This is a genomic window from Nocardia sp. NPDC058058, from assembly GCF_042885355.1.
Lineage (GTDB): Bacteria > Actinomycetota > Actinomycetes > Mycobacteriales > Mycobacteriaceae > Nocardia.
The window spans coordinates 1,436,529-1,460,680 of sequence record NZ_JBHVSA010000001.1 but is presented as its reverse complement, the minus strand read 5'-3'; the positions used below and the strand labels follow the sequence as shown (position 1 = coordinate 1,460,680).

Sequence of the window (24,152 nt, the reverse complement as noted above, 5' to 3'; positions counted from 1 at the left end):
GCCCGGAACGAGCGGCCACGGGACGATCGGGCTCAGGCGGTGCGCACGCGCAGTTGATCCGCCCAGCGCAGCGCGGGTTCGATCAGGCGCGCCGCGACCGGTCCCAGTACCGCCATGATCAGCACGTACGTGGTCGCGAGCGCCGCGAACTCGGGCGGCACCGCCCCGTACGCGACCGCGAGACCCGCGATGACGATGGAGAATTCACCACGCGCGACCAATGCCGATCCGGCGCGGGCGCGTCCGTAGCGGGAAGCCCCGGCCCGCCCGGCCGCCCACCATCCGGTGGCGATCTTGGTTCCGGCGGTGAGCACCGCCAGCACGATCGCCCAGCCGAGCACCGGCGGAATACTCGCCGGATCCGTGCTGAGCCCGAACAGTACGAAGAACAGCGCCGCGAACAGATCGCGCAGCGGTTCCAGCAGTTTGGTGGCATTGTGCGCGGTGGAATCGGAGATGGCGATGCCGAGCAGGAACGCCCCGACCGCCGCCGAAACCTGAAGTGCGGACGCGACTCCCGCGATCAGCAGGGCGGAGCCGAGCAGCTTGAGCAGGAAGATCTCCCGGTCCTCGCTGTCGACGATCTTGGAGACGCATTTGCCGTAGCGCAGCGCGACCACCAGTACCACGGTGACCGCGGTGAGCGCGATGGCGACCGTCTTCATACCCGCCGCGAATCCGGCCCCGGCCAGGATGGCGGTGAGCACCGGCAGATAGCTGGCCATCACCAGATCCTCGAACACCAGGATCGACAGAATCGTCGGCGTCTCCCGATTGCCCAGTCGTCCCAGATCATTGAGCACCTTGGCGACGATGCCGGAGGAGGAGATGTAGGTGACCCCCGCCATGGCGACCGCCCCGGTGACTCCCCAGCCCAGGATCAATGCCACCGCCACGCCGGGCACCGCGTTGAGTATCAGGTCCACCACGCCCGCGGCCCAGGAGCTGCGCAGCCCGGTCACCAATTCGCTTGCGGTGTATTCCAATCCGAGCAGCAGGAGCAGCAGTACCACGCCGATCTCGCTGGCCAGTTCGATGAACTGGTCCACATGCTGCAGTTCGATCAGCCCGCCGGTGCCGAACACCAGCCCGCCGATCAGGTAGAGCGGGATCGGTGACATACCGATCCGTGCCGCCAGTCGTCCGAGCAATCCCAATCCGAAGAGCACCGCGCCCAGTTGAACCAGTGACAGTGCGGTTTCATGCGCGACCATTCAGCTCAGCCGTCCGTGAGATTGCGGCCGGCTGGGCCGGAGGTGATCATCTTCAACTCGAACCGTGCTACGTACGAGCGCAATATCTGTGTTGCTGCAATATTCACGCCCTAACCCTAATCGGGCAAAACGGGCGAGGGGTGATTGTGGAGGTAGAAGGGCTACGCGCTGGACCGAACCCGCGCCCGTCCGGCCCGGTCCCGGATGAACTTCCCGGCGTGCTCGAGAGCGTCCGCCGCCTCGGGCAGGAACGACCGGAAGAGGTGGAAATTATGGGTTTCCACCGGATAGAGCTCGAGCTGAACCGGCACCCCGCACGCCTGTGCGCGGTCGATGAGTCGATGTGCGTCGGTGAGATGCGAGTCACCCGTGCTCGCCTGGATGAGCAGCGGCGGCAGGCCGGTCAGATCCGCCAGCAAGGGGGCGACGATCGGATCATCGTCCGGATGCCCGGCCAGATAATCGGGCACGATGCGGCGGTGGAAATGCGCTCCCGACACCTGGCCCGGTTGCGCGTCCGGTAGCTCGGCATCGGTCGCTCCGCAGTGCAGATCGATTCCGGGACAGAGCAATACGACGCTCGCGGGTTGGGGCAGTCGCTGCTCCCGCAACCGCAGCAGCATCGACAGCGTCAGGTGCGCGCCGACCGAATCGCCTGCGACGGTGATGGTCTCGGCCTCGACGCCGGTGTCGAGCAACCAGCGGTAGGCGCTGAGCGCGTCGTCGACGGCCGCCGGGAATGGATGTTCCGGCGCGAGACGATAATCCGGGATGAGCGTGTTGCTGTTCGCGGCGACCGTGAGCGCCCCGGCGAGCGAGCGGTAGCCGAACGCGGAGCCCGCGATATATCCGCCGCCGTGCAGATAGAGCACGGTGCTGTCGTCCGGATTCGCGGTCCGCACCAGCAGACTCGGCACCCCGCCCGCATTGGCCGGGCGCACCGTGACCTCCGGCGGCGGCGGGAATTGCGCGTGCAGATCCTCGTAAGCCGCTCGCAGCACGCCCAATTCGGGGTCGGGATCGCCGAAGGGCTCCCAGTACTGCGCGATTCGCGCCAGCAGTTCCCCGCCGACGGCCCGGGTGGCGGACACCGCCTCGTCCACAGCGTCGAGAATCCGGCCCGCGCGATCGAACAGTGCCTCCCCGGCCAGTGTCAGCTCCACCCGATGGGTGGTGCGCCGCAGCAGATCACAGCCGACCAGCCGTTCCAGCGCGCGAATCTGCCTGCTCAGTGCGGGTTGTGAGACATACAGGCGGGTGGCGGCCCGGCCGAAGTTGAGTTCCTCGGCGACGGTGATGAAGGCCCGCAGGTGGCGCAGCTCGATCGCGTCGGGCGCCTTGGCAAGTGGGGTCGGGCTTCCGGCCGTGTGCTCGCCGGTCTGGGCATTCATGATCGTCAGTATTGCCCAGATCCGGTGCGAACGGTCATGCCGTGGACGCAAGACTGTCATGCGTATTCGGACCTTCCGTCCGTGGCGGGGCCGATGCGAATGTTCCGGGGTGCCTTCCATCCCAGCCCGTCACCGGGTCGCCGAGCTGCGATTGCGGTCCGCGATCGTCGCCCGCAGCTCCCACATCTACTGGCCCGCCCCCACTGGCCCGCCGCGCGCACTGTTGACGCTGTTCGAGATCGATGTTCCGAGTCGTTCGCTCGATCTCGACGTCTTGTGCCGAACCTTCTCCACCGCAGGCGATTTCGTCGTCCTCGCGGTGCGTTACGAGCTACGGCCCGAGCAGCGCCCGGCCATGGAGCGCGATGCCCTGCGCACCCTCGAATGGGCCGCGGCACACGCGGCCGAGGTGTCCGCGGATCCGGACCGCCTGCTCATCGGCGGTCGAGGTGCGGGCGGCGCCCTCGCCACCGCCGTGCGCAGGCTCGCACGTGAGCAGGGCTGGCCACCCATCCTGCGCCAGTTGACCATTCCCACTCTCTAGGAGCTTTCGATGAATACCCCCGTTCGCACCGTGCTGATCTCCGGCGGCAGCATTGCCGGGCTGACCCTGGCGTACTGGTTGCGCCGCTACGGATTCGAGGTGACCGTGGTCGAACGCGCCCCCGCCCCGCGCCCCGGCGGACAGGCCGTGGATCTGCGCGGTGTCGCCAAGGAGGTCGCCGAGCGCATGGGCATCCTGCCCGAGATCGAGCGGGCCCGGGTGCACGAGCGCGGTCTGGCCTATGTCGATGCCGCCGGTGCGTGGTCGGCGAGCATGTCCGCCGACCTCTTCGACGGAGAGGGCGCGGTCGCCGAGATCGAGATCCTGCGAGGCGATCTCACCGACATCCTCTATGCCGCAGCGCGATCCGATGTCGAGTACCTGTTCGACGATACGGTTACCGAACTGCGTGAGACCGCGGATGGCGTGGTGGTCGACTTCGGCCGCAATGCCTCGCGTGTGTTCGACCTCGTCGTCGGCGCGGATGGCCTGCACTCCACGGTGCGCCGCCTGGCCTTCGGTCCCGAATCCGAGTTCGTGCGGCATCTGGGCGCGTACCTGTCCTATTTCACCGTCCCGGTGGACGGCCTGGACCTCGAGGATTGGTTCCTGATGTACAACGCGCCCGGTGGCTTGCTCGCGGCCATCCGGCCCGAGGGGGCGACCAGCGCCAAGGCCATGTTCGGTTTCACGGCAACGGATCTGGTGTACGACCGGCACGATCGGGCCGGGCAGCAGCGCATTCTCGTCGAGAGGTTCGGCGAATTGGGCTGGCACGTACCGCGTTTGCTCGAGGTCATGGATCAGGCCCCGGACTTCTTCTTCGACACCATCAGCCAGACCCGGATGGAGAGCTGGTCCCGCGGCCGCGTCGCCCTGATCGGCGACGCGGGCTACTGCGGCTCCCCGCTCTCGGGCAACGGCACCGCCATGGCCATGGTCGGCGCGTACGTTCTGGCCGGTGAACTGGCCCGCTCCCGCGATGACCACCACGCGGCCTTCGATCGCTATCAGCGGGAGCTGCGCCCGTACGTGACCGAATGCCAGCAGCTGCCGCCGGGCGGCGTGAACGGTTTCCTGCCCGGTAGCCGGGCCGCCATCCGCATGCGCAATCTCTCGGTCCGGGTCATGACCTCCAAGCCCCTGCGCGGCCTCATGTCGAAGTCCCTGCACAAGGCCGACGCCATAACCCTGCACGACTACACGGGTTTCGAAGCCCTGACACAGGGGTGATACGCACCCGCGCGAACGTTCGGCAACGTACGTCTGGGCGGGCCACCGCGTAGGGGCGGGGCATTCGGCTGCGGCGCTTAGCGATTCAAGCGCAAGATGGGGTGAACAGAAAGTGGACCGGACATCACATTTTCTGTTCACCTTCCGTATGTTTCGGATATCTTGGCTATACAACTTTCGGGCCGAATGTATGTACGTGTTGCCGGGATCGTGATCGATTCCCGGTATTTGATCGAACGCTGGACCGGGAGTCGCTCGTGCGCATCGCATCTGCTCGCAATATTGGAATCTGTCTCGTCGCAGGGGCTTTGGTCCTGAGCATGGGAGCCTGCACCAAGAAGTCCGAGACGGCGGCGAGCAGTGCCGCCACCGCCACCTCGGCGGCGGACCTGGGCGGGATGGACGCGTTGATCGCCGCGGCCAAGAAGGAGGGGACGCTCAATCTCATGGCGCTGCCACGGGATTGGGCGGGTTACGGCGAACTCATGGACAATTTCGCCGCCAAGTACGGGATCAAGGTCAACGATGACAATCCGGGCGCGAGCAGCGCCGATGAGATCAATGCCATCAAATCGCTGAAGGGGCAGGATCGCGCGCCCGATGCGGTCGACGTGGGCACCTCGTTCGCCATCAGCGGGGCCAAGGAGGGGCTGTACGCGCCCTACAAGGTGACCGGCTGGGCCGATATCCCGGATTCCCAGAAGGCTTCGGACGGAACGTGGTTCGCCGATTACGGCGGCTACATGTCGATCGGCTGCGATTCGGCCAAGGTGCAGGTGTGCCCGACCACCATCGCCGATCTGATCAAGCCGCAGTACAAGGGTCAGGTCGCGCTCAGCGGTGATCCGCTCAAGAGCAATTCCGCGCTCATGGCGGTATGGACGGCCGCGCTGGCCAACGGCGGTTCGCCGGACAATATCCAGCCCGGTATCGACTACTTCGGAAAGCTCAAGGCGGCAGGCAATTTCGTTCCGGTCAAGGCGACCGCGGCGACCGTGCAGTCCGGTGAGACCCCGATCATCATCGACTGGGACTACCTGAACGCGGGCATCGCGCAGACCACCGCCAACACCGGGGTGAAGTGGACGGTCGCGGTCTCCACCGATGCCACCATCGGCGGCTACTACGCGCAGGCCATCAGCAAGACCGCACCGCATCCGGCCGCCGCGCGCCTGTGGCAGGAGTACCTGTACAGCGATGAGGGTCAGAACGGGCTGCTCAAGGGTTTCGCCCGCCCGGTGCGGCTGCCCGCGATGCAGAAGAGCGGCAAGGTCGATCCGGCGCTGGCCAAGGTGCTGCCCGCGCCCAGTGACAAGGCGGTCTACCCGACCGACGATCAGTCCGCCAAGGCCAAGGATGTCATGACCCAGAACTGGGCGAATACCGTCAAATGAGTTCCCCGGCCCGTTCGGCCCGAGCCCTGCGCTGGCTCGGGCTCGTTCCGTTCCTCGCCTATATCGGCGTGTTCTTCCTATTGCCCACCGGTGTGATCGCGTATTCCGCGTTCCAGGTGGGCGATAGCGGAAATACCGGCTTCGGTACCGCGAATGTGGCGGCGGCGCTGAAGGGCGCGTACCTCACCGGACTGAAGAACAGCGTGGTGCTCTCGCTGGTCGTCGCCGTCATCGCGGCGGTGCTGGGTATCGTGCTGGCACACGCGATTTCGAGCGGGCGCGGACAGCTGCTGCAACGCGCGGTATCCACTTCGGCCGCCGTGCTGGCGAATTTCGGCGGGCTGCCACTGGCGTTCCTGTTCGTCGCGGCGATCGGCAATGCGGGCGTGCTGACGAAACTGGTACAGGATCACCTGGGCGTCTCACTCCGCGATGATCTGCACTTCGATCTCTACTCCCAGCTGGGCGTGCAGTTCGTCTACCTGTATTTCCTTGTCCCGCTGATGGTTCTGGTGATCACCCCGGCCCTGGAGGGGCTGCGCCCGGAATGGCGCGAGGCGGCCGAGAGCCTGGGCGCGCGCGGCTGGCAGTACTGGCGCTATGTCGCGGGTCCGGCTTTGCTGCCGCATTTCCTGGGCAGTGTGGCGCTGCTGTTCTGCACCTCGTTCTCCTCCTTCGCGACGGCCGACGCGCTCACCAACGGCACCCTGGCGATCACGCCCCTCCAGATCGAGAGCGCGGTGTCCGGCAATGTCCTTGTCGGACAGGAGAATCTGGGCGCGGCGATGGCTTTGAACATGATCGTGGTGGTGGTTCCGCTCACCCTGCTCTACCAGTACATGCAGAACAGGACCTCCCGATGGCTACAGTGACCGATCCCGCCGTGGTGCTGGGCGGCGCTGCGGGACAACCGAATTCGGGACGCCGGCGCGGAATCTCGCGCCCGACGGCGTACTGGCGGTGGATCGTGCTCGGCCTGGCCGGACTCTATTTCATCGGCCCGTTCGCGGTGGCGTTCTGGTTCACCATCCACGACAAGAACGGGGTGAGTTTCCGTGCGTACGGGCATATCCTGTCCGCCGGTGGACTCACCGACGCCCTGGGCACCTCATTGGCGCTGGGCCTGATCGCGGTGGTGATCACCCTGGTGCTCATGGTGCCGACCATGCTGCTGGTGCACCTGCGATTGCCCGCCGCGCGCCCGCTGGTCGAGCTGTTATCGCTACTGCCCCTGGTGATTCCGCCGGTCGCCCTGGTGGTGGGCGTGCGCAGTGTGCTGTCCTGGGGCAACAACAGCGATTACGTGGAAGTGACCCAGGTCTTCACCGCGATACAGCGGCAACCGCTTTCGCTGATTCTCGCGCTGGTCTACGTGGTGATCGCGCTGCCGTTCACCTTCCGCGCCCTCGATGCCGGTATCCGCGGCTCCCGGATCGATGTGCTGGTCGAGGCCGCGCAGAATCTGGGCGCGGGCTGGTTCACGGTGCTGTGGCGGGTGGTGCTGCCCGCGCTGCGCACCTCCATCCTGAACGCGGCCTTCCTGACCTTCGCACTTGTCATGGGGGAGTACACGATCGCGAAGATCCTGATCTTCCGGACCTTCCCGGTGTGGCTGGCGCAGTCGGCCAATACCGACGGTCAGTTGCAGGTCGCCCTGTCCATTCTGAGCTTGGTGCTGACCTGGCTCGTCCTGCTCATCGTCGTCTCGATCGCCGGTCGATCCCGGAAGGAATCCCGATGACCGCCCAGACCGTCCCCGAAATCAGCAGCACCGCGGTGAGTTTCACCGATGTGCACCGGCACTACGGGCCGGTGCGGGCGCTGGACGGGCTCACCCTCGATATCGAACCAGGTGAGTTCATCGCCCTGCTCGGCCCCTCGGGCTGCGGTAAGACCACCGCGCTGCGCATTCTCGCCGGATTCGATCACCCGACCTCGGGGCAGATCCTGGTCGGCGGCCGCGATGCCGCGTCGATCCCGGCGAACAAGCGCGATATGGGCATGGTCTTCCAGTCCTACAGCCTCTTTCCGACCATGTCGGCGCAGGACAATGTGGCGTTCGGGCTCGGCCTGCGCGGTCGGCCCGCCAAGCGGCGACGCGAACGCGCGCGTGAACTCCTGGATATGGTCGGTCTCGCCGAACATGTGACGAAGTATCCGCATCAACTCTCCGGCGGTCAGCAGCAGCGCGTCGCGCTGGCCCGAGCACTCGCCATCGCACCCCGGGTACTGCTGCTCGATGAGCCGCTCTCGGCCCTGGATGCCAAGGTGCGCCAGCAATTGCGCGAGGAGATCCGCCGCATTCAACGCGAACTCGGCGTGACCACCGTCTTCGTCACCCACGACCAGGAGGAGGCGCTGGCCATCGCCGATCGGGTCGCGGTCATGCGCAACGGCCGCATGGAACAGTGCGCGAGTCCCGATCAGGTGTATCAGCGGCCCGCGACCCCGTTCGTCGCCGAATTCGTCGGCACCATGAATCGCATTCCGGCGACCGCCGTTGACGCGACTCATGTGCGGGTCGGTGAACAGGTGCTGGTGTGCGACGGTGAGTCCACACCGTCGGGCGCGGTGACCGTGCTGGCCCGTCCGGAAGCGGTGCTGGTGCACGAAACCCCGGACGGCACAACGACTGTGAAGTCCGGAACGTTCTTCGGCGCGACCACCCGGCTGCGCCTGACCCGGCCCGACGGTCTGGAACTGCTCGCCGATGTGGCCAGCCACCGTGCCGCCGAGCTGACCCCCGGCACCCGGGTCGAGGTTTCGCTGCTGGACCGCCCGGTGCTGCTGGCGGCGGATTCGCGTTGAATACAGTTGCCGTGTGACCACTGAGCATCCGAAGGTTCCCCGCTACCGGGAAATCGCCGAGCAATTGCGCGCGGCGATCGAGAACGGTGAGTTCGCCGACGGATCCGCCCTACCGTCCGAGCATCGCCTGAGCGAGCGCTACGGCGTCTCACGCGGCACCATTCGGCAGGCGTTCGCGTTCCTGCGCGCCTCGGGCGTGGTCTCCTCCCGGCAGGGTGCGCGCCGTCAGGTGCTGCGCGGGCCGCGCGCGCAGCCGATGACCGAACTGGTGAGCTTCGCGCGGTGGGCGCGCAGCATCGGTGAGACCCCGAGCAGCAGTACGGTCGGGACCGCGAGTGTGCTCCCGACCGAGGAGGTCCGTGAGAAGCTGGGATTGGCCAAGGGGCAGCACGCTTTTCATGTCGAGCGGGTGCGCCTGCTGAGCGGCACCCCGACCATGCTGGAGAACACCTACTATCCCGAACGGCTCGCCGAACCGATCCTGGCCATGGATCTGGATGCCGAATCCATCACCGATCACCTGGAGAACTACGGCATCGTCTTCGCCGACGCCGAACATTCCATCGATGCCGTCGCCGCACCGGCCCGGACCGCCGGACTGCTCGGAATCCGTACCGGCACACCGCTGTTGCGCACCATCCGGCGCACCACCGATCCGGCGGGCGAGGTGCTCGAGTGTTCGTTCGACACCTATGTCGGTTCGGCGGTCGCGTTCGTGGTGCGCAATTCGGTGGCCGCGGGCGCGGTGAGCCGGGTCAGGTCGCTGCTGGCGACCTGAGCGTGCGATCCAGGGCGTCGATTTCGGCGCGGAAGTCGGCGAGGGCGGGTATCGGCGCGTCCGGATCCTTTCCGGCATCGTCGAATCTGCGCAGCGCGGTGGCGGATTCGCAGTACGGTTCGGCGGCAAAGGCCGCGAGTTCGGCGGCGCTCATCTGTCCGCCCTGGACCGACATGGTGTATTTCGAGGCCTCCGAGAGCCGGTCGTGGTACTCCGGGTCGGTCCCGCACAGATACCGTTTGGCCGCGACGTGCAATCGCACCGGTTCGGTGACGTCGGTGTCGAACCACTGCGAAAGCCACTGCGCGGCAATGAGATCATGGCGATTGTCGGTGCCGCGCATGAGTTCGCGCCCGCTCATCGCGCCGGCGAAGTGCCCGACATCGTGCACCAGCGCCGCCACGATCAAGGCCGCCGGTGCGCCGGATTCGCGGGCCACCCGCGCGGTTTGCAGCATATGGGTGGCCATCGACACCTGTTCGCCGAGATAGTCCGCCGCGCCCTCGCTGTCGAAGAGTTCGCTCAATACGTGATACGCGGAGGTCATCGCGCGTGCTCCTCGAGTCGGCGCAGCGTGCTGGTGAGCCCGTCGAGATCGGCGTACGCGCCCTGGAGGTGGCGGCCACCGGCGGCGGCGAACGCGGTGCGGGCGTGCAGTGCGCGGGTGTTGTCGAAGATCAGGCAGTCACCGGCGTCGAGCCGGAAGTTCAGCCGCGCCGCGGGTGCGTAGAGCAGTTCGGCGAAGGCGCGATAGGCGGTGTAGAACGCGCGCACCCGGTCCGGATCGGCGAGTGGAACCGCCATGGACCGATTGTTGAACCTGATCTCGCGAATTCGCTGTTCGGCGTCGAGCCCGATGAGCGGCACCATCGCCCCGAGCCGGGTGCCGTCACCCTCGTAGCGGTAGGCGACCGGGGTCGAGGTGAGGACATCGAAGGCGGCGCGATAGGTGCGGCGCAGCGCGGCGGCGGCGGCGAATCCGTCCACCAGTCCGGAATCACCGCCCTCGGCCGCGTTGTGCAGGCAGAGCAGCAGTTGCAGGGTGGGGACCGGCTCGCGATACGGATTATCGGTATGCGGTGTGATGGCCAATCCCGTGAAGGCCAGATTCACCGGATTCGGCTCGACTCGCACATCGAATACGCGTCCGTAATTGGTCTCGCGCACGTATCCGAAGGTATCGGCGACCGCGGTGACCTGTCCGGCCGCGGCCGGAACGCCGTGCAGCAGTGCGAATCCCCACTCCACCACCTGGCGCAGCGCGGGCGCGGGAGCACGCAGATAGCTCTCCCAGGCGATCGGCTCGAGCGCCGCCGCGTCCCGGGCGTCGATCCACAGTCGTTTGGCGCGTTCGCTGCGCAGGTCGAGGATCGCCATCCGGTCCGCGTCGCCGAGCAGCGCGTGCAGCGGGAACGAAGTCTGATGGTCATCGGGGGAGAACCGCACCCGCAGGCGGCCGTCGGCGACGGTCGCCTCGGCGACCCGGATATCGGCGGGCAGATCGACGATGTCGAACAGCCGCTGCCCGCTGAGCACGTCCCGGCTGTCCGCGTCGGGTGCGTTGTCCCGCAACCAGATTGCGGGTATGTCGATGGTGCTGTCACCGGTTGTGAGCCGCACATCGCCGCCGATCACAGCCGCCTCGACCCCGCACCCGCTCGAAACTTGGCTATACATGTTTTGGAGTATGGCACAGCTCGGACACACTGGGTGGTCGCGTTCTGAACTTCGAGTGAACAGCTGCGCGGAGCCGTAGCCGACGGCCGGAAGGCGACTGAAAATACGTGGGTGAGTGCAGAACTGATCGTGCTTCTGATCGTGATCATCACCGCGTTGGCTTTCGATTTCACCAACGGTTTCCATGACACCGCCAATGCGATGGCGACCTCGATCGCCACCGGGGCGCTCAAACCGCGCGTGGCCGTGGCCATGTCGGCGGTACTCAATCTGATCGGCGCGTTTCTGTCGGTCGAAGTGGCCAAGACCGTCTCGGGCGGGCTGCTCAATATCAGCACCGTCCACCATATGGAATTGCTGCACATAGTCTTCGCCGGTCTGGTCGGCGGAATTCTGTGGAATCTGTTCACCTGGCTGTTCGGTATTCCGTCCAGCTCCTCGCACGCGCTGTTCGGCGGCCTGATCGGTGCGGCCGTGGCCGCGCTGGGCGCGAGCGGTGTGATCTGGACCGGCAATGAGAAGACCGGGCTGATCAGCAAGATCATCGTTCCGGCCGCGCTGGCCCCGTTCGTGGCGGCATTGGTCGCCGCGCTGGGCACCTTCCTGATCTACCGGCTCACCCGCAATGCGAACAAGAAGAAGGTCTCCGACGGCTTCCGCTGGGGCCAGATCGGTTCTGCCGGTTTGGTTTCGCTCGCGCACGGCACCAATGACGCGCAGAAGACCATGGGCGTGATCTTCATGGCCCTGGTCGCGCACGGCACCTTCACCAATGGCGACGATATTCCGCTGTGGGTCAAGGTCTGCTGCGCGCTGGCCATTGCCGCGGGCACCTATCTGGGCGGCTGGCGGATTATCCGCACGCTCGGCAAGGGGCTGGTGGAAATCGATTCCCCGCAGGGTTTCGCGGCCGAATCCTCTTCGGCGGCAATCATTCTCACCTCGGCGCAATTCGGCCTGCCGCTGTCGACCACGCAGACCGCCACCGGCTCGATTCTGGGCACCGGGCTCGGTAAGCCGGGCGCGGAGGTGCGCTGGGGTGTCATGGGACGCATGGCGCTGGCCTGGTTGTTCACCCTGCCGCTGGCGGGTCTGGTGGGCGCGCTGTGCTGGTTCATCGCCGATCTGTTCGGCGGACTCGGCGGCGTGCTGGTCGATTTCGCCCTGCTGATCGCGGTGTCCGGCTACATCTACCTGCGGTCCCGGCGCAATCCGGTCGGCACCGACAATGTCAATGACGAATGGGAGGGCGGGCTCGCACCGTCTTCGGAGATCAAGACCGGCGCGACGGTCTGAGGAGCCACGGATCCATGCATACAGTTACCGCCATCGCGAAATCCCTCGGGGAAGTCACCCTGATCGCGCTGCTGCTCGGTGTCGGACTGCCGCTGATCTTCTCGGTCGGCATCCGCTTCTGGGCCACCGACGCGCCCGCCACCGCCAATGGCGCTCCCGCCGTGCGCAATCCGGCCGTTCAGGCGGTGGCCTACCTCTGCTTCGCGATCGTGGTCATCGCGGTCGGGCTCGGAATCCTGTACATCGCCAAGGATTTCATCAGCCATTCGTTCGATATCCAGCTCTTCGGCGCCAAACCTCCCAAGAAATGAAGCCATGACATCGAATACCTCGATCCTGGGTTCGGTACTGCGCTGGCTGCGCGCCGGATACCCGCAGGGCGTGCCGTCCGAGGACTATCTCGCGCTGCTGGCGGTGCTGCACCGCCGGCTCACCGAAACCGAGATCGGCCTGCTCGTGGACCAATTGACCGCCGAGGACACCGACGGCATCATCGAGCGCGCCGAGATCGAACAGGCCATCCGGCGGCTTGCGCATGAAACGCCGGGGGACGACGATATCAACCGAGTGGCCGCGCGGCTCGCCGCAGCCGGGTGGCCGTTGGCGCACCCGTCCGAGGCCTGACACTTCGCGGAACCGGAGACCAATGGCGCTATCTGGTGTGCTCGCCCGAGTCCTGGCCTGGTTGCGGGCGGGATACCCACAGGGCGTGCCCGAGAACGATTACATTCCGCTGCTGTCGCTGCTCGCGCAGCGCTTGCCCGAGGACGATGTGCGTCAGGTCGCGGACGCACTCGTCCAGCAGGGCGCGCTTCCGGCGGACAAGATCGACGCCGGGGTCGGGATCACCAAGGTCACCGACGGAATGCCTTCCGAAGCCGATATCGCGCGGGTGCGCGCGCATCTGCTGGCATCGGGCTGGCCGGTCGATGACAATTGGCACGATCCCGAAAACGATTGAGCTACAACCATTTGATGCGGCGGAACAGCACCACCAGTGCGGTGCAGAGGGTGAACATCAGCGTCAGCACCGCGGGATAGCCCCATACCTCGTGTAATTCGGGCATATGCTCGAAATTCATCCCGTAGATTCCGGCGATCATGGTCGGAACAGCGGCGATGGCGACGCCCGCCGAGATCTTCCGCATATCGGTATTCTGCTGTACCGCGGTCTTTGCGACCGCGGCATTGACCAGGGCGCTGAGCGTTTCGTCGAAATCGCGAATGCGCTCGGTGACCGAGGTGTGGTGATCGGCGACATCGCGCAGATAGCGCCGAACCTCCTTGGGCAGCGGTGTTTCCGGACGTCCCAGCAATTGCAGCGGCGTCGCCAGCGGGCTCACCGCCCGGCGCAATTCGACGATCTCGCGTTTGAGTTGATAGATCGACTCGATCGAGACGTGGCTGTTCGGTGAGAAGACCACCTCTTCGACCATGTCGACCTCGGCCTCCAGTTTCCGCGTCACCTCGACATAGGCGTCGACGACATAGTCGGCGATGGCGTGCAGCACCGCGCCGGACCCCAGCGCCAGCCGTTTCGGATCCGACTCCAATTCGTGCCGCACACCCGCCAGCCCGGAATGCTCGCCCTGCCGCACCGCGACCACGAATTCGGGTGCGGCGAACACCACGACCTCGCCGGTCTGCACGATCTCGCTGACCGTATGCATTTCGTGTTCGACGTAGGCGACGGTGCGCATGATCAGCATGAGAGTGTCGTCGTAGCGTTCGGCCTTGGGGCGATGCGAGCCCTCCAGCACATCCTCCACCGCCAGCGCGTGCAATCCGAAAGTCTGTGCTATATCGGTCATCTGGATGTCATCGGGTTCGTACAGGCCGACCCAGACGAATCCGTTTCCGCGCTTGCGCACCTCCGCCAATGCCGAGGTATGCGAGAAATGCCCGCGCAATCGCTCCCCGTCCACATATACCGCGCAATCGACAATGGCGCGGGCGGTGGGAATGCGAATGCGCGGCAACGGTACGGCCGACCGTCGCCTCGGTCCGCGGAACGAGGGCAGCGGCGGCATAGCGGGCACTTCTAGATGCTATGCCGCGCGCGCCGAAATCTCCTGGCGAGTCAGGGCCTGGCGTATCGGTCGAAATCCAGGGCGGCGCGCCCCGTGTGGTCGGGGAGTTATTTCGGGATCGGGTCGGTGAGATCGCAGCGCTGCAACTCGTAGCGCGGGATGCGGTCTATACGGGTATCGGCGAAGGTGAACGCCTGCATGAGGTTGTGCCGGAAGCGGGTGAAGGTGAGTGGGGCGCGGACCGAGGCGAGCAGGTCCTGGGTGGTGGGACAGGACAGGGCGGCGCGGGAGCGGGCCACCGCGGATTCCTCGATATGCGCTGCCATCCACGGATGCCTGTCGACCACGCCGGTATCGGCGACGACCCAGCTGCCGTTCAGGTTCTTGTCGTGCCCGATGCGACCGTCGGTCACCCGATCGGTATGCGCCGCAATGGGATACGCCAGGCCCATGGGGTCGATGACGCGCACGTGCAGCGGCAGGTTCATGCTCGTCATGCCGAGGTTCAGGAACAGCACGGTATGGCCCGCACCGCCTTCGGGGACGGGCTGCGGCGGCGGGATGACGTACCAATAGGTTTGATCGGGCAGGTTGACCACGAGTCCGCCGTTGGGGGTGTCGCCGATATCGCGCAGCAGCGGGCGCATCCGGGGGTAGTCCAGGTAGTCCTCGGCCAGGATGGGATGGTCGTGACCGCCGTTGAGCACGTAGTAGATTCGCTCGTCCACGATGCCGCTGGACCTGATCTCGGTACCTGAGGTGATGGCGGTGATATTGGCGGCGAACAGTGCCCAGCCCGCCGTGCCGGCCATGGTCACCAGTGCGATCACGGCGGTGCGATCGCGGTCGAGCCGGATGGGCAGCACCATGACCGGGGTCAGCAGGCAGAACAGCTGGGGCAGCAGCATGCGGCCGTGCATGAAATCGCCGCCGACCCGGAGTTCGTAGATCGTGAGCAGGACGCCGCTGCCGACCATGAGTGCGGCGATGGTGGCGGGCGCGCGCAATCGCTTTGCACCCCAGTGCATTCCGCGCTGCCACAGCGCGGCTCCGGCCCAGACACCCAGGATCAGCAGTGGCAGCCACAGCAGATACGGTCCGGCCAGATCCTGTAGATAGATGAAGCCCTGATGCCATTTCGCGCCACCGGCGTCCTTGGCCACCGCGGTATTCGGGAAGGGCAGCGCGTAGTACCCCATTCGCCAGATTTGATAGGCGATCGGCGTCAGCCCGGCCACGATGCCGATCAGAATGCGAAACATCCACGGCCGCAGCCGGGTTCGGGGTACGGGTGCGCAGATCAGCAGGAGCACCGCGAGCCCGCCGGCCACGGTCAACTCCGGGCGGATCAGCGGTGCGAGTCCGGCCCAGAAGACCACTCCGAGAAATCCCGCGGGACGCACCGTTTCGGCCTGGGCCCAGCGCATCAGCCACCACCACAGCACCGCCAGCCAAAAGATGACCAGGCAGTTCTCCAATCCTGAAGTGGCGTAGTCGCGGGCGGGCGGCAGGGCGATGTAGACCAGCGCCCCGGCCGGGACCAGCAGACTGGATCGCGTTCCGCCCCACAGTCGTGCCGACCCCAGCATGGCGATGACCACGGCCAGCACGGACAGCGTCAGCGCGATCGCGAGTACGACGTATTCGAGCCGCCCCTGGGTCAGCCAGCTGAAGAACCACACGACGTACGTCCACGCCGTGCTCGTATTGGTTTCGACGCGTTCGCCCATATTGAAGACCGGGCCATTGCCCGCCAGCAGATTCCGGACGGTGCGCAGCACGATCAGTCCGTCATCGGCGATCCAGCGGCGCTGCCAGGCTCCAGCCGCGAAAAGCGTTGCGACCAACAGAATTCCACCGGCGAAGACTATGCGCGGCAGCCGCGGGGCTCCGGTCGCGGAGTCCTCGGGCGGGGCATCGGTGCGCACCATCGGCAATTGCGCGGTGGCGGGCAGCTTCGGGTCCGCGACCGCATCGGGGGACAGGGACAGCGTCATCGACTACTCCGATCATGGCGTCGGGCGATCACGTAGGCCGCCGTCACGATGAGCAGCAGCGGATAGCAACTCGCGTAGAACGGCACCGCCAGATACGACCACCAGTCCGGAATGTCGTCGCGCGGCAACATGAACAGCCCGATCCCGATCGGATGCGGGGATTCCGCCAGCGGCGGGCGGTCCGGATAGTTCCACCACCAGCAGAAGCTGATCGACAGCACCACCGTCAGCGCTACCCACCGCGTTCGATCGGTGGTGGTGCACACGTGGTGGACCGCGAGGATGAACAGCGGCACGAACCACACCCAGTGATGGCCCCAGGAGAACGGTGACGCGCACGCGGAGGTCATGCCCGCGATGGTGATGGCCAGCAGGTTCCGGCCGGTGCGATAGGCCAGGGTCGCGGCCGCCAGGCCGAGCGCGATGACCGGGATGACGGCGGCCAGCCACATCCACGTCGGCGGGGTGTACACCGTGCCGTAGGTGTGTGAGATGAATCGTCGCGCGTCGGCGAACCGAAGCAGTTGCGCCACAATGCCATTGACCGATTGGTTGCCCGGCGAGTCCACCGCCCCGATCCGCCCGGACGCGGTGACCTGCGCGCTCCAGTACTTCCAGGAATCGGTGGGCCGGATCAGGAATCCGACCGCGATGGTCGCGGCGAATGTTCCGGCCGCGATGCCCAGGGTGCGCCACTGCCGCGTGCACGCCAGATACAGCAGGAAGAACGCCGGTGTCAGTTTGATTCCCGCCGCGATCCCGACGCCGATCCCACGCAGCCGCGCGGTCGGCGGCCGGGTGAGATCCCAGACGATGAGCAGTACCAGGAATACATTGACCTGCCCCAGCCACAGTGTCGTGCGCACCGGCTCCAGCGCGGTGCACACCACCGCAAGCACGGCGGCGAAAACCCAGGTGCGAGCGGTGTTCTCATATCTCAGCACCAGCAGGCAGCGCCCCACCAGCCCGATCAGCGCCGCCATGATCGCCACCCACCACAGCACCTTGGCCACGCTCACCCCGAACAATGCGAGCGGTACGAACGTCAGCGCCGCGAACGGGGTGTAGGTGAATTCCATCTCGAACACCACCGGACCGCTGTACAGCGGCGTCCGCTCCACCAGCGAGAGCCCGCCGGCCCGATAGACCTGGAGATCGAGTGCGTTGCTGAACAGTCCGTAATACGGGTTGCCGATCGGCATCGCGAACACATGCCACACCAGCACCGCCACTGCGGCGACCGCGGCCGCGGTCATCATTCGATCGCTCACCACCGGCCGTACGGCGACAGCGTGTTCTTCGGCTGGCTCCCCGGGCCGGGGCGAACGATCGGGCGCGAGCGTCCGCGTCGAAGTCCGCTGTGGGGCAGCCGTCACCGTCATCTCCTCTGCGAAAGATCCGAACTCGTCGATCCAGCCGAGGGCAGCAAAGGGCCCGCCGCGATATCTACTCGGCAGCGAAATGGGTATTCAATCGAGCGAATGCTAGCGGCAGTTCCCGTGCGAACCGCGCCGCGAAACACCCCAAATCCGACGCTCCGCCCCGGTTTCGGCCGCATATCGCGCCGCCGAACGATATTGCCCGTTTCGACCGATTCGATTCCGCCGGAGGAGTCGGCGATGAATCAGTTTCAGCGGGCGGGGAATCGGAGGATGCGGTCGTCGCCGGTGCGGATGTCGCCGCGGCCGTCGGTGTTGGAGGTGGTGAGCCAGAGTGCGCCGTCGGGGGCGATCGCGACGGTGCGCAGCCTGCCCAGGCGGTCGGTCAATGGGGCGGTGGGTTGACCGGGTACGCCGTCGTGCAGGGGGAGGGTCCAGAGTCGTTCGCCGCGAAGGGCGGCCGCGTACATGATGCTTCCGGCGATGGCGAGGCCGGAGGGTGACGCCTCGGAAGGGGACCAGGTGAGCAGCGGGTCGGTGAAGCGCGGGTTGTTCGCACTGCCTTCGACATCGGGCCAGCCGTAGTTGTGCCCCGGTTCTATGCGGTTGATTTCGTCGAAGCGGTTCTGGCCGAATTCGGTGGCGTAGAGGCGGCCTGCCGAATCCCAGGCGAGCCCTTGGACATTGCGGTGGCCGAGGCTGTAGATGGGGGAGCCGGGGGTCGGATTGCCCGGTGCGGGTTGGCCTTCGGGGGTCAGGCGCAGGATCTTGCCGTTGGGGCTGGATGGGTTCTGTGCCGCGGCACCGGTTCCGGCGTCGCCGGTGCCCGCGTAGAGCATGCCGTCGGGGCCGAAGGCTATGCGGCCGCCATTGTGGTTGGACGCCTTGGCGATTCCGGTGAACAGCACCTCGGGCTGACCGTCGAGCCGGAAGCGCACGATGCGGTTATCGGTGTCGGAGGTGAAATAGGCGTAGATGTAGCCGTTGTCGGCGTACGCGGGGGATGCGGCCAGACCCAGGAGACCGCCCTCGCCGGAGGCCGCGACGCCGGGTACCCGGTAGACCTGCTCGGCGGGGACTCCCGGGGTGATCCGGAGTATCACCCCGGTGTCGCGCTCGGCGATCAATGCGCTGCCGCCGGGGAGGAAGGTCAGACCCCAGGGGGTGTCGATGCCGTGGACCAGTTCCTCCGGTGCGCCGAGATCTATCGTGCCGCCGGGTCGGCTCGGCGCGGTCGAGGTGGCCACCGCCGTGGGGCCCTGGGCCGTGCCGGGTGGATCATCGGAGCACGCGGCGATCAGGTTCGCTGCCGTGCCTGTCGCCAGCAGGATGGACAGTGCCCGGAAAAGCCTGGTGCGCCTCGGGTGTCGCATGCGGGTCAATTCTGTGGTCGGGCCAGATGGGTGGGGGCGATGCGGCCGCGCAGGGTGACCGATTCGCCTACGACCCAGTGCTTCTGTTCGGCGGCGTCGGCCGAATCCACGGTGGCCCCGGAGCCCAGCACCCGATTGTCCTCGGATTTGGCGAGTTCGCACAGGCGCGCGGCCTCATTGACCGCATCGCCGATCACGGTGAATTCGTAGCGGCGGTGCGCGCCGACATTGCCCGCCACCACGCGGCCCGCCGCGACGCCGATGGCGGCATCGAATTCGGTTGTCTCACTGGACAACCGGGCGCGGATGGCGCGGGATGCGGCCAGTGCCGCGCCCGCGGCGTCGGGCAGGGGCGCGGGGGTGCCGAAGACGGCGAGGGCGGCATCGCCCTCGAACTTGTTGACCAGGCCGCCGTGTCGCTCCACCTCGTCCACCACGATGGCGAAGAACTCATTGAGGATGGTGACGATCTCCCGCGCGGGACGGCTCGCGGCCATTGTGGTCGAGCCGATGATATCGACGAAAAGTGCTGCGGCGTACAGTTCCTCGCCACCGAGTTCGGGGTTGCGTTCCAGCGCGGCGGCGGCGACATCGTGGCCGACGTGGCGGCCGAACAGGTCCCGAATCTGTTCTCGCTCCCGCAATCCCTGCACCATGCGGTTGAATCCGGCTTGCAGTTCGCCTAATTCGGTGCCGTCGTACACGGTGACCGCGGCCTCCAGATCACCGTCCTCGACCCGCCGCAGCGCATTGCGCACACCGCGAATCGGTGCGACCGCCGCTCCCAGTGTCTGTGTCATGAGGACACCGCCGAAGACCAGCGTCGCCCCGCCGAGCGAGAGTACGCACACCGCAAGCCTTTCGGTGCTGATGTCCACGCCCGAGAGCGCCAGTATCGCCAGCACCATGAGCAGCGTGACCGGCGTGCCGGACCCGAGCATCCACACCAGCATCGACCGCCCGAACACCCCGACCCCGCGCGCCTGCCGCGACGGCGCGGCGTCCAATACCCGCGCGGTGATCACCCGCAGCGCGAACTCGGCGGCCAGATAGCTGTTGGCGCACACCACGATCGCGCTGAATCCGATGCCCAGCACGAACTTCGGCACGAACGCCGGATCGGCGATCCCGTACAGCGGTGTCAGCACCGCCATCCCACCGAGCCACAGCAGTGCCTGCTGCAATACCAGTCGGCGTGGCACCCGCGCGGCGGCATGGCGTTCGCGCTGATCGGGAATCCGATCCGGATCGGTGGACCAGCGCAGCGTCCGCAATCCCCACACGGTGCCCCAGGTGAACCCGAGCACCAGTGCCAGCGCCGCGTACAGCGGTACCGCCACGAAATTGAGCAGCACCAGTTTCCGGGTGAATACCGAGGGACCGGGCAGCACCACACCGATCAATACCATCGCCACCGCGATGCCGATCAGATTCGCCACCGTCAATGGCACGGTCAGCAATACCTGCACGCGAACGCGCCGGGACATCGCGCCTTCCTCGACGGGCCCCAGTAACCGGGACCCCCAAGGAGCTTTCCCGAATGTTCCGGCAGCACCCGCACCCTCGGCCATTCGTGCAGCTTAGGCCAGACCGGCGGGTGGAGTTGATCAGGCGGTTTGGCTACCGAGCAGAACCATCCACTTCTCCGGGTCCGGCAGCGCGACGAATCCGAGCTTGGCGTACAGCCCGTGCGCATCGAACGTCGCGAGCATCACCCGCCTGAGTTGGTACGGCGCCAGATAGTCGACAACGGTCGTGGCAAGCCGCACCCCGAGCCCGGCCCCCCGGTGATCCCGATCAACATACACATCGCACAACCACGCGAACGTCGCCAAGTCCGTCACCACCCGCGCATAGGCGACCTGATTCCCCGCACGGTCATACGCCCCGAAATTCAACGACCCCCGCACACTCCGCTCCACCACCTCCCGCTCCCGCCCCAGCGCCCAATACGCATCGGTCGACAGCCACTCGTGCACCAGATCCACATCGATCCGCCCCGCATCGACATCGAATACGTACTCATCCTCCATCGGTATGCTCACGCCCGCGATCGTAGCGAACCCCCTACCTGAAATATTCGGTGTCGCTTCCCTTCCCGGCCGGGAATACTCGGTGCTTTCCGAGACCGGGGAGGGAAGTGTGATGAGCGATCGAAGCGATCTGTTGTTGGAAGGCGTGGTGGGGTCGTTCGCATACGGCTTGAACACACCCGCGAGCGATATCGACTATCTGGGCGTCTATGTGGAGCCGACCCGGACGTTTCTGGGACTGCATCCGCCGACGCGGGATCGAGGCACCCGGCAGGGCCGGGACGGAGCCGATGCCACGTACCACGAGGTGGGGAAGGCGATCGGGTTGATTCTGTCCTGCAATCCGACTGCCTCGGAGATCCTTTGGCTCGAGGATTACACGGTGGCCACCGAATTCGGCGCCGAGCTGATCGACCTGCGGTCGTGTTTTCTTTCCGCGCAACGGGTTCGGCATTCCTACTTCGGTTATGCCATGGCGCAGTTCCGGCGCATGCTGCATCGCCAGGAAACTCAGGGACTGGGTGATGCCCGCCTCGCCAAACATGCCAGGCATACTCGGCGACTGCTCTGGCAGGGTTATGAGCTGTACACGACCGGTGTGCTGCCCATTCGGCTGCCCGATCCGGAACCGTATTTCGAATTCGGCAGGCAGATGATGACCGCGGACGGTGCCGAGATCGCCAAGGCGCTCATCGCCGAATACGAGCGGAAGTTCGACGAAGCGACATCGGTACTGCCTCGGCATCCGAACGAGGCTCCGCTGGAGGATTTCATGCAGCGTGTGCGCCGTGCGCACCTGGACGACTGAGGCACGACATCGACAAGGCCCCCGGGAGTTGATCCCGGGGGCCTCATCGCGACCGAGTAGTGGGGCTCAGTCGCAGATCTTCACCGCATCGGCGATATTGTCGACGTTCTTGGGCATGGTGCCCCGGGTGTTGTCCGGAATGGTCACCAGCACTTGCCATTCCCGTCCGGTCCAGTTGTAGACGGTCGCCTTTTGCCCGGTGCGATTCCAGTAGGAGCTCAAGCGGTCGCCGACCCCGCCATTGCCGATATCGTGCAGGAAGCAGCCGGAATCGACCTGCACGATCATGCCGGTGCCATTGGGGTTGTCGTAGCCGCAGAACATGCCGCCGGGACAGTCGTAGTTGGCCGATGCCGGTCCGGCGACGACGGCCGCGCCCGCGCCGAGGGTCAGTACGGCGGCGGCGAGCGGGACGATGCGGCGAATGACGGTGGTCCGGTGGGTGATCGTCATGATGGTTCCCCTCGAGTGAATCGGTGTCCAGCCTTCGGACGGCTCGGAACGACTGTGTCCGGGCACACCAATCACGCACTAACGAAGAACTAACGAACCAGGTCGGATCCACAGTCCGACAGCGTTTTTCAGCCGCGGCGTTTCAGCCGCGCCCGATGAGATCCACATCGTCGACGAACCCGGCGATGCGCCCGTGCTCGAGCAGGAACGCGCCCCGGGTGATGGGTGCGTTGCCGAACGAGTCGTCATCCCAGGTCAATCGGACCAGATGCTGGAAGACCAGGCGCTGGCGATCGTCCAGGTCATACGGAACGGCGGTGATACAGGTTCGGCGCGGCGTGGCGACCCACAGTCGCGGGGTGCGAAGCGCGTTGTGCGCCTCCAACATCGCGCGCGGATCGAGTACCTTCTCCGCGGCGAAGTCGCGGCCGGAGCAGGTGGCGGTGGGCAGTCCGTAGAGTTCGTCGACCGCCCATTCGTAGCGCTCCATACCGGCGAGCCGGGCGAGGGCGGCGGGAAAGAGGAATTGATTCTCGGGTGCGTGCCGGTCATAGCTCCGCATGGTGTAACCCTCGGCGGTGTCGGCGGCGAGCACGATGATCGGCGCGTTCCCGGATGCGCTGGGCCAGTGCGGAATCTGCTGCCGATGCGGCCAATCGGCCGGTTGCAGCAGCGGGAACGGATCGAACGGCAGTGGCGTCTCGATGGGATCGGTGGCCGGACCGTTCGCATCGTCGGCGGGGGACAGCTCGTGTGCGATCGGCACGGGGACAATCGAATCCGCCGCGCCGTCGAAACCGTGCAGCCGAATCCGCTGGTCCGGGTCGATCTCCAGGATCGAGTATTCGATGTTGAGTCGGTCCTGAGTCAATGTCCGCGCCAGCTCCGGCCGGCGCGCCAGCACGCGCCGGAAATCCGGGTCCGCGTTGATCATGGCATGCACGTATGCCGGGCTGCCCCGGTCCACCATGCGCCCGTCCACCTCGATGCTCGCGGCCGGAATCGCTTCGAGGCCTTCGAAATTCACGAATACATCGATGACGACCAGTCGATCGGCCGCCAGCCCGATGAAGTCCACCGTATGTTCGCGCACCGGCCAGTTCTCCTGCCCGCCGACGAGCAGCTCCACCCCCCGCTGTCGCAGCACGTCCACGCCGCAGCTCATGGCGACGGCGTGATCGTGGGCGCGGACCTCCCGGTCCGCCTCGGCGAGCTGTCGCACCCAGTCGATGAGATCGAGCGCGCCGTCGGCGTCCATCCCGGGCAGCTCATCGGCGAACTCCCCGAATCCGATTCCGCGCGTATCGAGTTGCTCGCCGGACTCCTCGAGCCACGCCTGTGCGGTGAGTTCGAAGGGCAGTTCCGCGCCGAAGACATCGCGGAAGGCCAGCGTCGCCATGGCGGTGAAGGATCGATAGTCCTCGAAGAGCGCGGGCCACGGTAGTCGCCTGCTGGGCAGATTGTCCTGCCCCGGCGCGAACAGCGCCCATTCCAGTCCGCCGCCGTCGCGGGTGAATCGAGCATTGCGACCGTGCCCGGGCGACAGCAGGATTCGTCCCCCGAGCGGCAGGGTGAACAGCCGCCACGTCAGCGATTCGGCATAGGAATCCCACAGCTCGTCGGCGATCTGCGGGGTGATCTCGTTCCCCGCCGTCCGCTGCTGCGGTTCGCGCCGCCAAAAGCTACCCAGCCCCACCCGAAACTCCATCCGCTACAGGACAACCGCCGAAACCTAGCATTTGTT

The 24,152-nt window shown here is 66.2% G+C and carries 24 protein-coding genes; 12 read left to right on the top strand and 12 right to left on the bottom strand.

The features are described 5' to 3' along the window. Window positions 1–32 precede the first annotated feature (32 nt). Complete coding sequence (locus tag ACFVUS_RS06755) at window positions 33–1,214, bottom strand: cation:proton antiporter (RefSeq protein WP_387762203.1); 1,182 nt, start codon at window positions 1,212–1,214, stop codon at window positions 33–35. Window positions 1,215–1,375: 161 nt separating this feature from the next. Further along, complete coding sequence (locus ACFVUS_RS06750) at window positions 1,376–2,605, bottom strand: alpha/beta hydrolase fold domain-containing protein (RefSeq protein WP_387762202.1); 1,230 nt, start codon at window positions 2,603–2,605, stop codon at window positions 1,376–1,378. Window positions 2,606–2,714: 109 nt separating this feature from the next. On the opposite strand from ACFVUS_RS06750, the gene ACFVUS_RS06745 reads away from it, so the two are divergent. From ACFVUS_RS06745 to ACFVUS_RS06715, 7 genes are all read left to right on the top strand, one after another. Next, window positions 2,715–3,149 carry an alpha/beta hydrolase fold domain-containing protein gene (locus tag ACFVUS_RS06745; RefSeq protein ID WP_387762201.1) on the top strand — a complete coding sequence of 145 codons (435 nt, stop codon included), beginning with the start codon at window positions 2,715–2,717 and terminating at the stop codon, window positions 3,147–3,149. Between the two features lie 9 nt (window positions 3,150–3,158). After that, window positions 3,159–4,382 (top strand): FAD-dependent monooxygenase, encoded by a 1,224-nt coding sequence (locus ACFVUS_RS06740; protein ID WP_387762199.1) that lies wholly within the window; start codon window positions 3,159–3,161, stop codon window positions 4,380–4,382. 320 nt (window positions 4,383–4,702) lie between these two features. After that, window positions 4,703–5,776: an ABC transporter substrate-binding protein gene (locus ACFVUS_RS06735; RefSeq protein WP_387762198.1), complete on the top strand. Its 1,074-nt coding sequence runs from the start codon at window positions 4,703–4,705 to the stop codon at window positions 5,774–5,776. Continuing rightward, window positions 5,773–6,648: an ABC transporter permease gene (locus ACFVUS_RS06730; protein WP_387762197.1), complete on the top strand. Its 876-nt coding sequence runs from the start codon at window positions 5,773–5,775 to the stop codon at window positions 6,646–6,648. Before ACFVUS_RS06735 ends, ACFVUS_RS06730 begins: the two co-directional genes overlap by 4 nt. Then, window positions 6,636–7,517, top strand: coding sequence for an ABC transporter permease (locus ACFVUS_RS06725; protein WP_387762196.1), 882 nt, complete (start codon window positions 6,636–6,638; stop codon window positions 7,515–7,517). Before ACFVUS_RS06730 ends, ACFVUS_RS06725 begins: the two co-directional genes overlap by 13 nt. Beyond that, window positions 7,514–8,584 (top strand): ABC transporter ATP-binding protein, encoded by a 1,071-nt coding sequence (locus tag ACFVUS_RS06720; RefSeq protein ID WP_387762195.1) that lies wholly within the window; start codon window positions 7,514–7,516, stop codon window positions 8,582–8,584. The genes ACFVUS_RS06725 and ACFVUS_RS06720 overlap by 4 nt, the downstream gene beginning before the upstream one ends. A gap of 13 nt (window positions 8,585–8,597) precedes the next feature. Next, a complete protein-coding gene (locus ACFVUS_RS06715) occupies window positions 8,598–9,362 on the top strand; it encodes a GntR family transcriptional regulator (protein WP_387762194.1) in 765 nt (254 codons plus the stop codon). Here ACFVUS_RS06715 and ACFVUS_RS06710 read toward each other — a convergent pair. Together ACFVUS_RS06710 and ACFVUS_RS06705 are read right to left on the bottom strand one after the other, a co-directional pair. Continuing rightward, entirely contained in the window at window positions 9,340–9,909 is a 570-nt protein-coding gene (locus ACFVUS_RS06710; RefSeq protein ID WP_387762193.1) for an HD domain-containing protein, read from the bottom strand. The genes ACFVUS_RS06715 and ACFVUS_RS06710 overlap by 23 nt on opposite strands. After that, window positions 9,906–11,039 (bottom strand): TauD/TfdA family dioxygenase, encoded by a 1,134-nt coding sequence (locus tag ACFVUS_RS06705; RefSeq protein ID WP_387762192.1) that lies wholly within the window; start codon window positions 11,037–11,039, stop codon window positions 9,906–9,908. Before ACFVUS_RS06705 ends, ACFVUS_RS06710 begins: the two co-directional genes overlap by 4 nt. 111 nt (window positions 11,040–11,150) lie before the next feature. On the opposite strand from ACFVUS_RS06705, the gene ACFVUS_RS06700 reads away from it, so the two are divergent. From ACFVUS_RS06700 to ACFVUS_RS06685, 4 genes are read left to right on the top strand one after another with little or no spacing between them, the layout of a single operon-like run. Further along, window positions 11,151–12,335 carry an anion permease gene (locus ACFVUS_RS06700; protein WP_387762191.1) on the top strand — a complete coding sequence of 395 codons (1,185 nt, stop codon included), beginning with the start codon at window positions 11,151–11,153 and terminating at the stop codon, window positions 12,333–12,335. A gap of 14 nt (window positions 12,336–12,349) precedes the next feature. Beyond that, window positions 12,350–12,646 carry a hypothetical protein gene (locus tag ACFVUS_RS06695; RefSeq protein ID WP_387762189.1) on the top strand — a complete coding sequence of 99 codons (297 nt, stop codon included), beginning with the start codon at window positions 12,350–12,352 and terminating at the stop codon, window positions 12,644–12,646. 4 nt (window positions 12,647–12,650) lie between these two features. Continuing rightward, window positions 12,651–12,959 carry a DUF3349 domain-containing protein gene (locus ACFVUS_RS06690; RefSeq protein WP_387762188.1) on the top strand — a complete coding sequence of 103 codons (309 nt, stop codon included), beginning with the start codon at window positions 12,651–12,653 and terminating at the stop codon, window positions 12,957–12,959. 22 nt (window positions 12,960–12,981) lie between these two features. Continuing rightward, a complete protein-coding gene (locus tag ACFVUS_RS06685; protein WP_387762187.1) occupies window positions 12,982–13,296 on the top strand; it encodes a DUF3349 domain-containing protein in 315 nt (104 codons plus the stop codon). 1 nt (window position 13,297) lies between these two features. Here the strand turns inward: ACFVUS_RS06685 and ACFVUS_RS06680 are convergent, their stop codons facing one another. From ACFVUS_RS06680 to ACFVUS_RS06655, 6 genes are all read right to left on the bottom strand, one after another. Further along, the gene (locus ACFVUS_RS06680) at window positions 13,298–14,374 is read right to left on the bottom strand and encodes a magnesium and cobalt transport protein CorA (protein WP_387762186.1); all 1,077 of its coding nucleotides are present in this window, start codon (window positions 14,372–14,374) and stop codon (window positions 13,298–13,300) included. Between the two features lie 98 nt (window positions 14,375–14,472). Next, window positions 14,473–16,296, bottom strand: a complete 1,824-nt coding sequence (zomB, locus tag ACFVUS_RS06675; protein WP_387765434.1) for a flagellar motor control protein ZomB — start codon at window positions 16,294–16,296, stop codon at window positions 14,473–14,475. A gap of 62 nt (window positions 16,297–16,358) precedes the next feature. Further along, window positions 16,359–17,738, bottom strand: a complete 1,380-nt coding sequence (locus tag ACFVUS_RS06670; protein WP_387762185.1) for a glycosyltransferase 87 family protein — start codon at window positions 17,736–17,738, stop codon at window positions 16,359–16,361. A 254-nt stretch (window positions 17,739–17,992) separates the two neighbouring features. Then, on the bottom strand, window positions 17,993–19,114 hold the full coding sequence (locus ACFVUS_RS06665) for a PQQ-dependent sugar dehydrogenase (protein WP_387762184.1): 1,122 nt from the start codon (window positions 19,112–19,114) through the stop codon (window positions 17,993–17,995). A gap of 5 nt (window positions 19,115–19,119) precedes the next feature. Continuing rightward, entirely contained in the window at window positions 19,120–20,601 is a 1,482-nt protein-coding gene (locus tag ACFVUS_RS06660) for an adenylate/guanylate cyclase domain-containing protein (protein WP_387762183.1), read from the bottom strand. A gap of 120 nt (window positions 20,602–20,721) precedes the next feature. After that, window positions 20,722–21,159 carry a GNAT family N-acetyltransferase gene (locus ACFVUS_RS06655; RefSeq protein WP_387762182.1) on the bottom strand — a complete coding sequence of 146 codons (438 nt, stop codon included), beginning with the start codon at window positions 21,157–21,159 and terminating at the stop codon, window positions 20,722–20,724. Window positions 21,160–21,259: 100 nt separating this feature from the next. Between ACFVUS_RS06655 and ACFVUS_RS06650 the strand changes: the two genes are divergently transcribed. Then, complete coding sequence (locus ACFVUS_RS06650; protein WP_387762181.1) at window positions 21,260–21,955, top strand: DNA polymerase beta superfamily protein; 696 nt, start codon at window positions 21,260–21,262, stop codon at window positions 21,953–21,955. A 66-nt stretch (window positions 21,956–22,021) separates the two neighbouring features. Here ACFVUS_RS06650 and ACFVUS_RS06645 read toward each other — a convergent pair whose 3' ends face one another. Both ACFVUS_RS06645 and ACFVUS_RS06640 read right to left on the bottom strand, forming a co-directional pair. Continuing rightward, window positions 22,022–22,408 (bottom strand): peptidase inhibitor family I36 protein, encoded by a 387-nt coding sequence (locus ACFVUS_RS06645; protein WP_387762180.1) that lies wholly within the window; start codon window positions 22,406–22,408, stop codon window positions 22,022–22,024. Between the two features lie 142 nt (window positions 22,409–22,550). Further along, window positions 22,551–24,116 carry a hypothetical protein gene (locus ACFVUS_RS06640; RefSeq protein ID WP_387762179.1) on the bottom strand — a complete coding sequence of 522 codons (1,566 nt, stop codon included), beginning with the start codon at window positions 24,114–24,116 and terminating at the stop codon, window positions 22,551–22,553. Window positions 24,117–24,152: the final 36 nt, after the last annotated feature.

Bases quoted from the DNA above. Each gene is read 5' to 3' on its own strand.
- ACFVUS_RS06755 (WP_387762203.1), bottom strand. From the start codon at position 1,214: ATGGTCGCGCATGAAACCGCACTGTCACTGGTTCAACTGGGCGCGGTG.
- ACFVUS_RS06750 (WP_387762202.1), bottom strand. From the start codon at position 2,605: ATGAATGCCCAGACCGGCGAGCACACGGCCGGAAGCCCGACCCCACTT.
- ACFVUS_RS06740 (WP_387762199.1), top strand. From the start codon at position 3,159: ATGAATACCCCCGTTCGCACCGTGCTGATCTCCGGCGGCAGCATTGCC.
- ACFVUS_RS06735 (WP_387762198.1), top strand. From the start codon at position 4,703: ATGGGAGCCTGCACCAAGAAGTCCGAGACGGCGGCGAGCAGTGCCGCC.
- ACFVUS_RS06730 (WP_387762197.1), top strand. From the start codon at position 5,773: ATGAGTTCCCCGGCCCGTTCGGCCCGAGCCCTGCGCTGGCTCGGGCTC.
- ACFVUS_RS06725 (WP_387762196.1), top strand. From the start codon at position 6,636: ATGGCTACAGTGACCGATCCCGCCGTGGTGCTGGGCGGCGCTGCGGGA.
- ACFVUS_RS06720 (WP_387762195.1), top strand. From the start codon at position 7,514: ATGACCGCCCAGACCGTCCCCGAAATCAGCAGCACCGCGGTGAGTTTC.
- ACFVUS_RS06710 (WP_387762193.1), bottom strand. From the start codon at position 9,909: ATGACCTCCGCGTATCACGTATTGAGCGAACTCTTCGACAGCGAGGGC.
- ACFVUS_RS06705 (WP_387762192.1), bottom strand. From the start codon at position 11,039: ATGTATAGCCAAGTTTCGAGCGGGTGCGGGGTCGAGGCGGCTGTGATC.
- ACFVUS_RS06695 (WP_387762189.1), top strand. From the start codon at position 12,350: ATGCATACAGTTACCGCCATCGCGAAATCCCTCGGGGAAGTCACCCTG.
- ACFVUS_RS06690 (WP_387762188.1), top strand. From the start codon at position 12,651: ATGACATCGAATACCTCGATCCTGGGTTCGGTACTGCGCTGGCTGCGC.
- ACFVUS_RS06685 (WP_387762187.1), top strand. From the start codon at position 12,982: ATGGCGCTATCTGGTGTGCTCGCCCGAGTCCTGGCCTGGTTGCGGGCG.
- zomB (WP_387765434.1), bottom strand. From the start codon at position 16,296: ATGGTGCGCACCGATGCCCCGCCCGAGGACTCCGCGACCGGAGCCCCG.
- ACFVUS_RS06665 (WP_387762184.1), bottom strand. From the start codon at position 19,114: ATGCGACACCCGAGGCGCACCAGGCTTTTCCGGGCACTGTCCATCCTG.
- ACFVUS_RS06660 (WP_387762183.1), bottom strand. From the start codon at position 20,601: ATGTCCCGGCGCGTTCGCGTGCAGGTATTGCTGACCGTGCCATTGACG.
- ACFVUS_RS06650 (WP_387762181.1), top strand. From the start codon at position 21,260: ATGAGCGATCGAAGCGATCTGTTGTTGGAAGGCGTGGTGGGGTCGTTC.
- ACFVUS_RS06645 (WP_387762180.1), bottom strand. From the start codon at position 22,408: ATGACGATCACCCACCGGACCACCGTCATTCGCCGCATCGTCCCGCTC.
- ACFVUS_RS06640 (WP_387762179.1), bottom strand. From the start codon at position 24,116: ATGGAGTTTCGGGTGGGGCTGGGTAGCTTTTGGCGGCGCGAACCGCAG.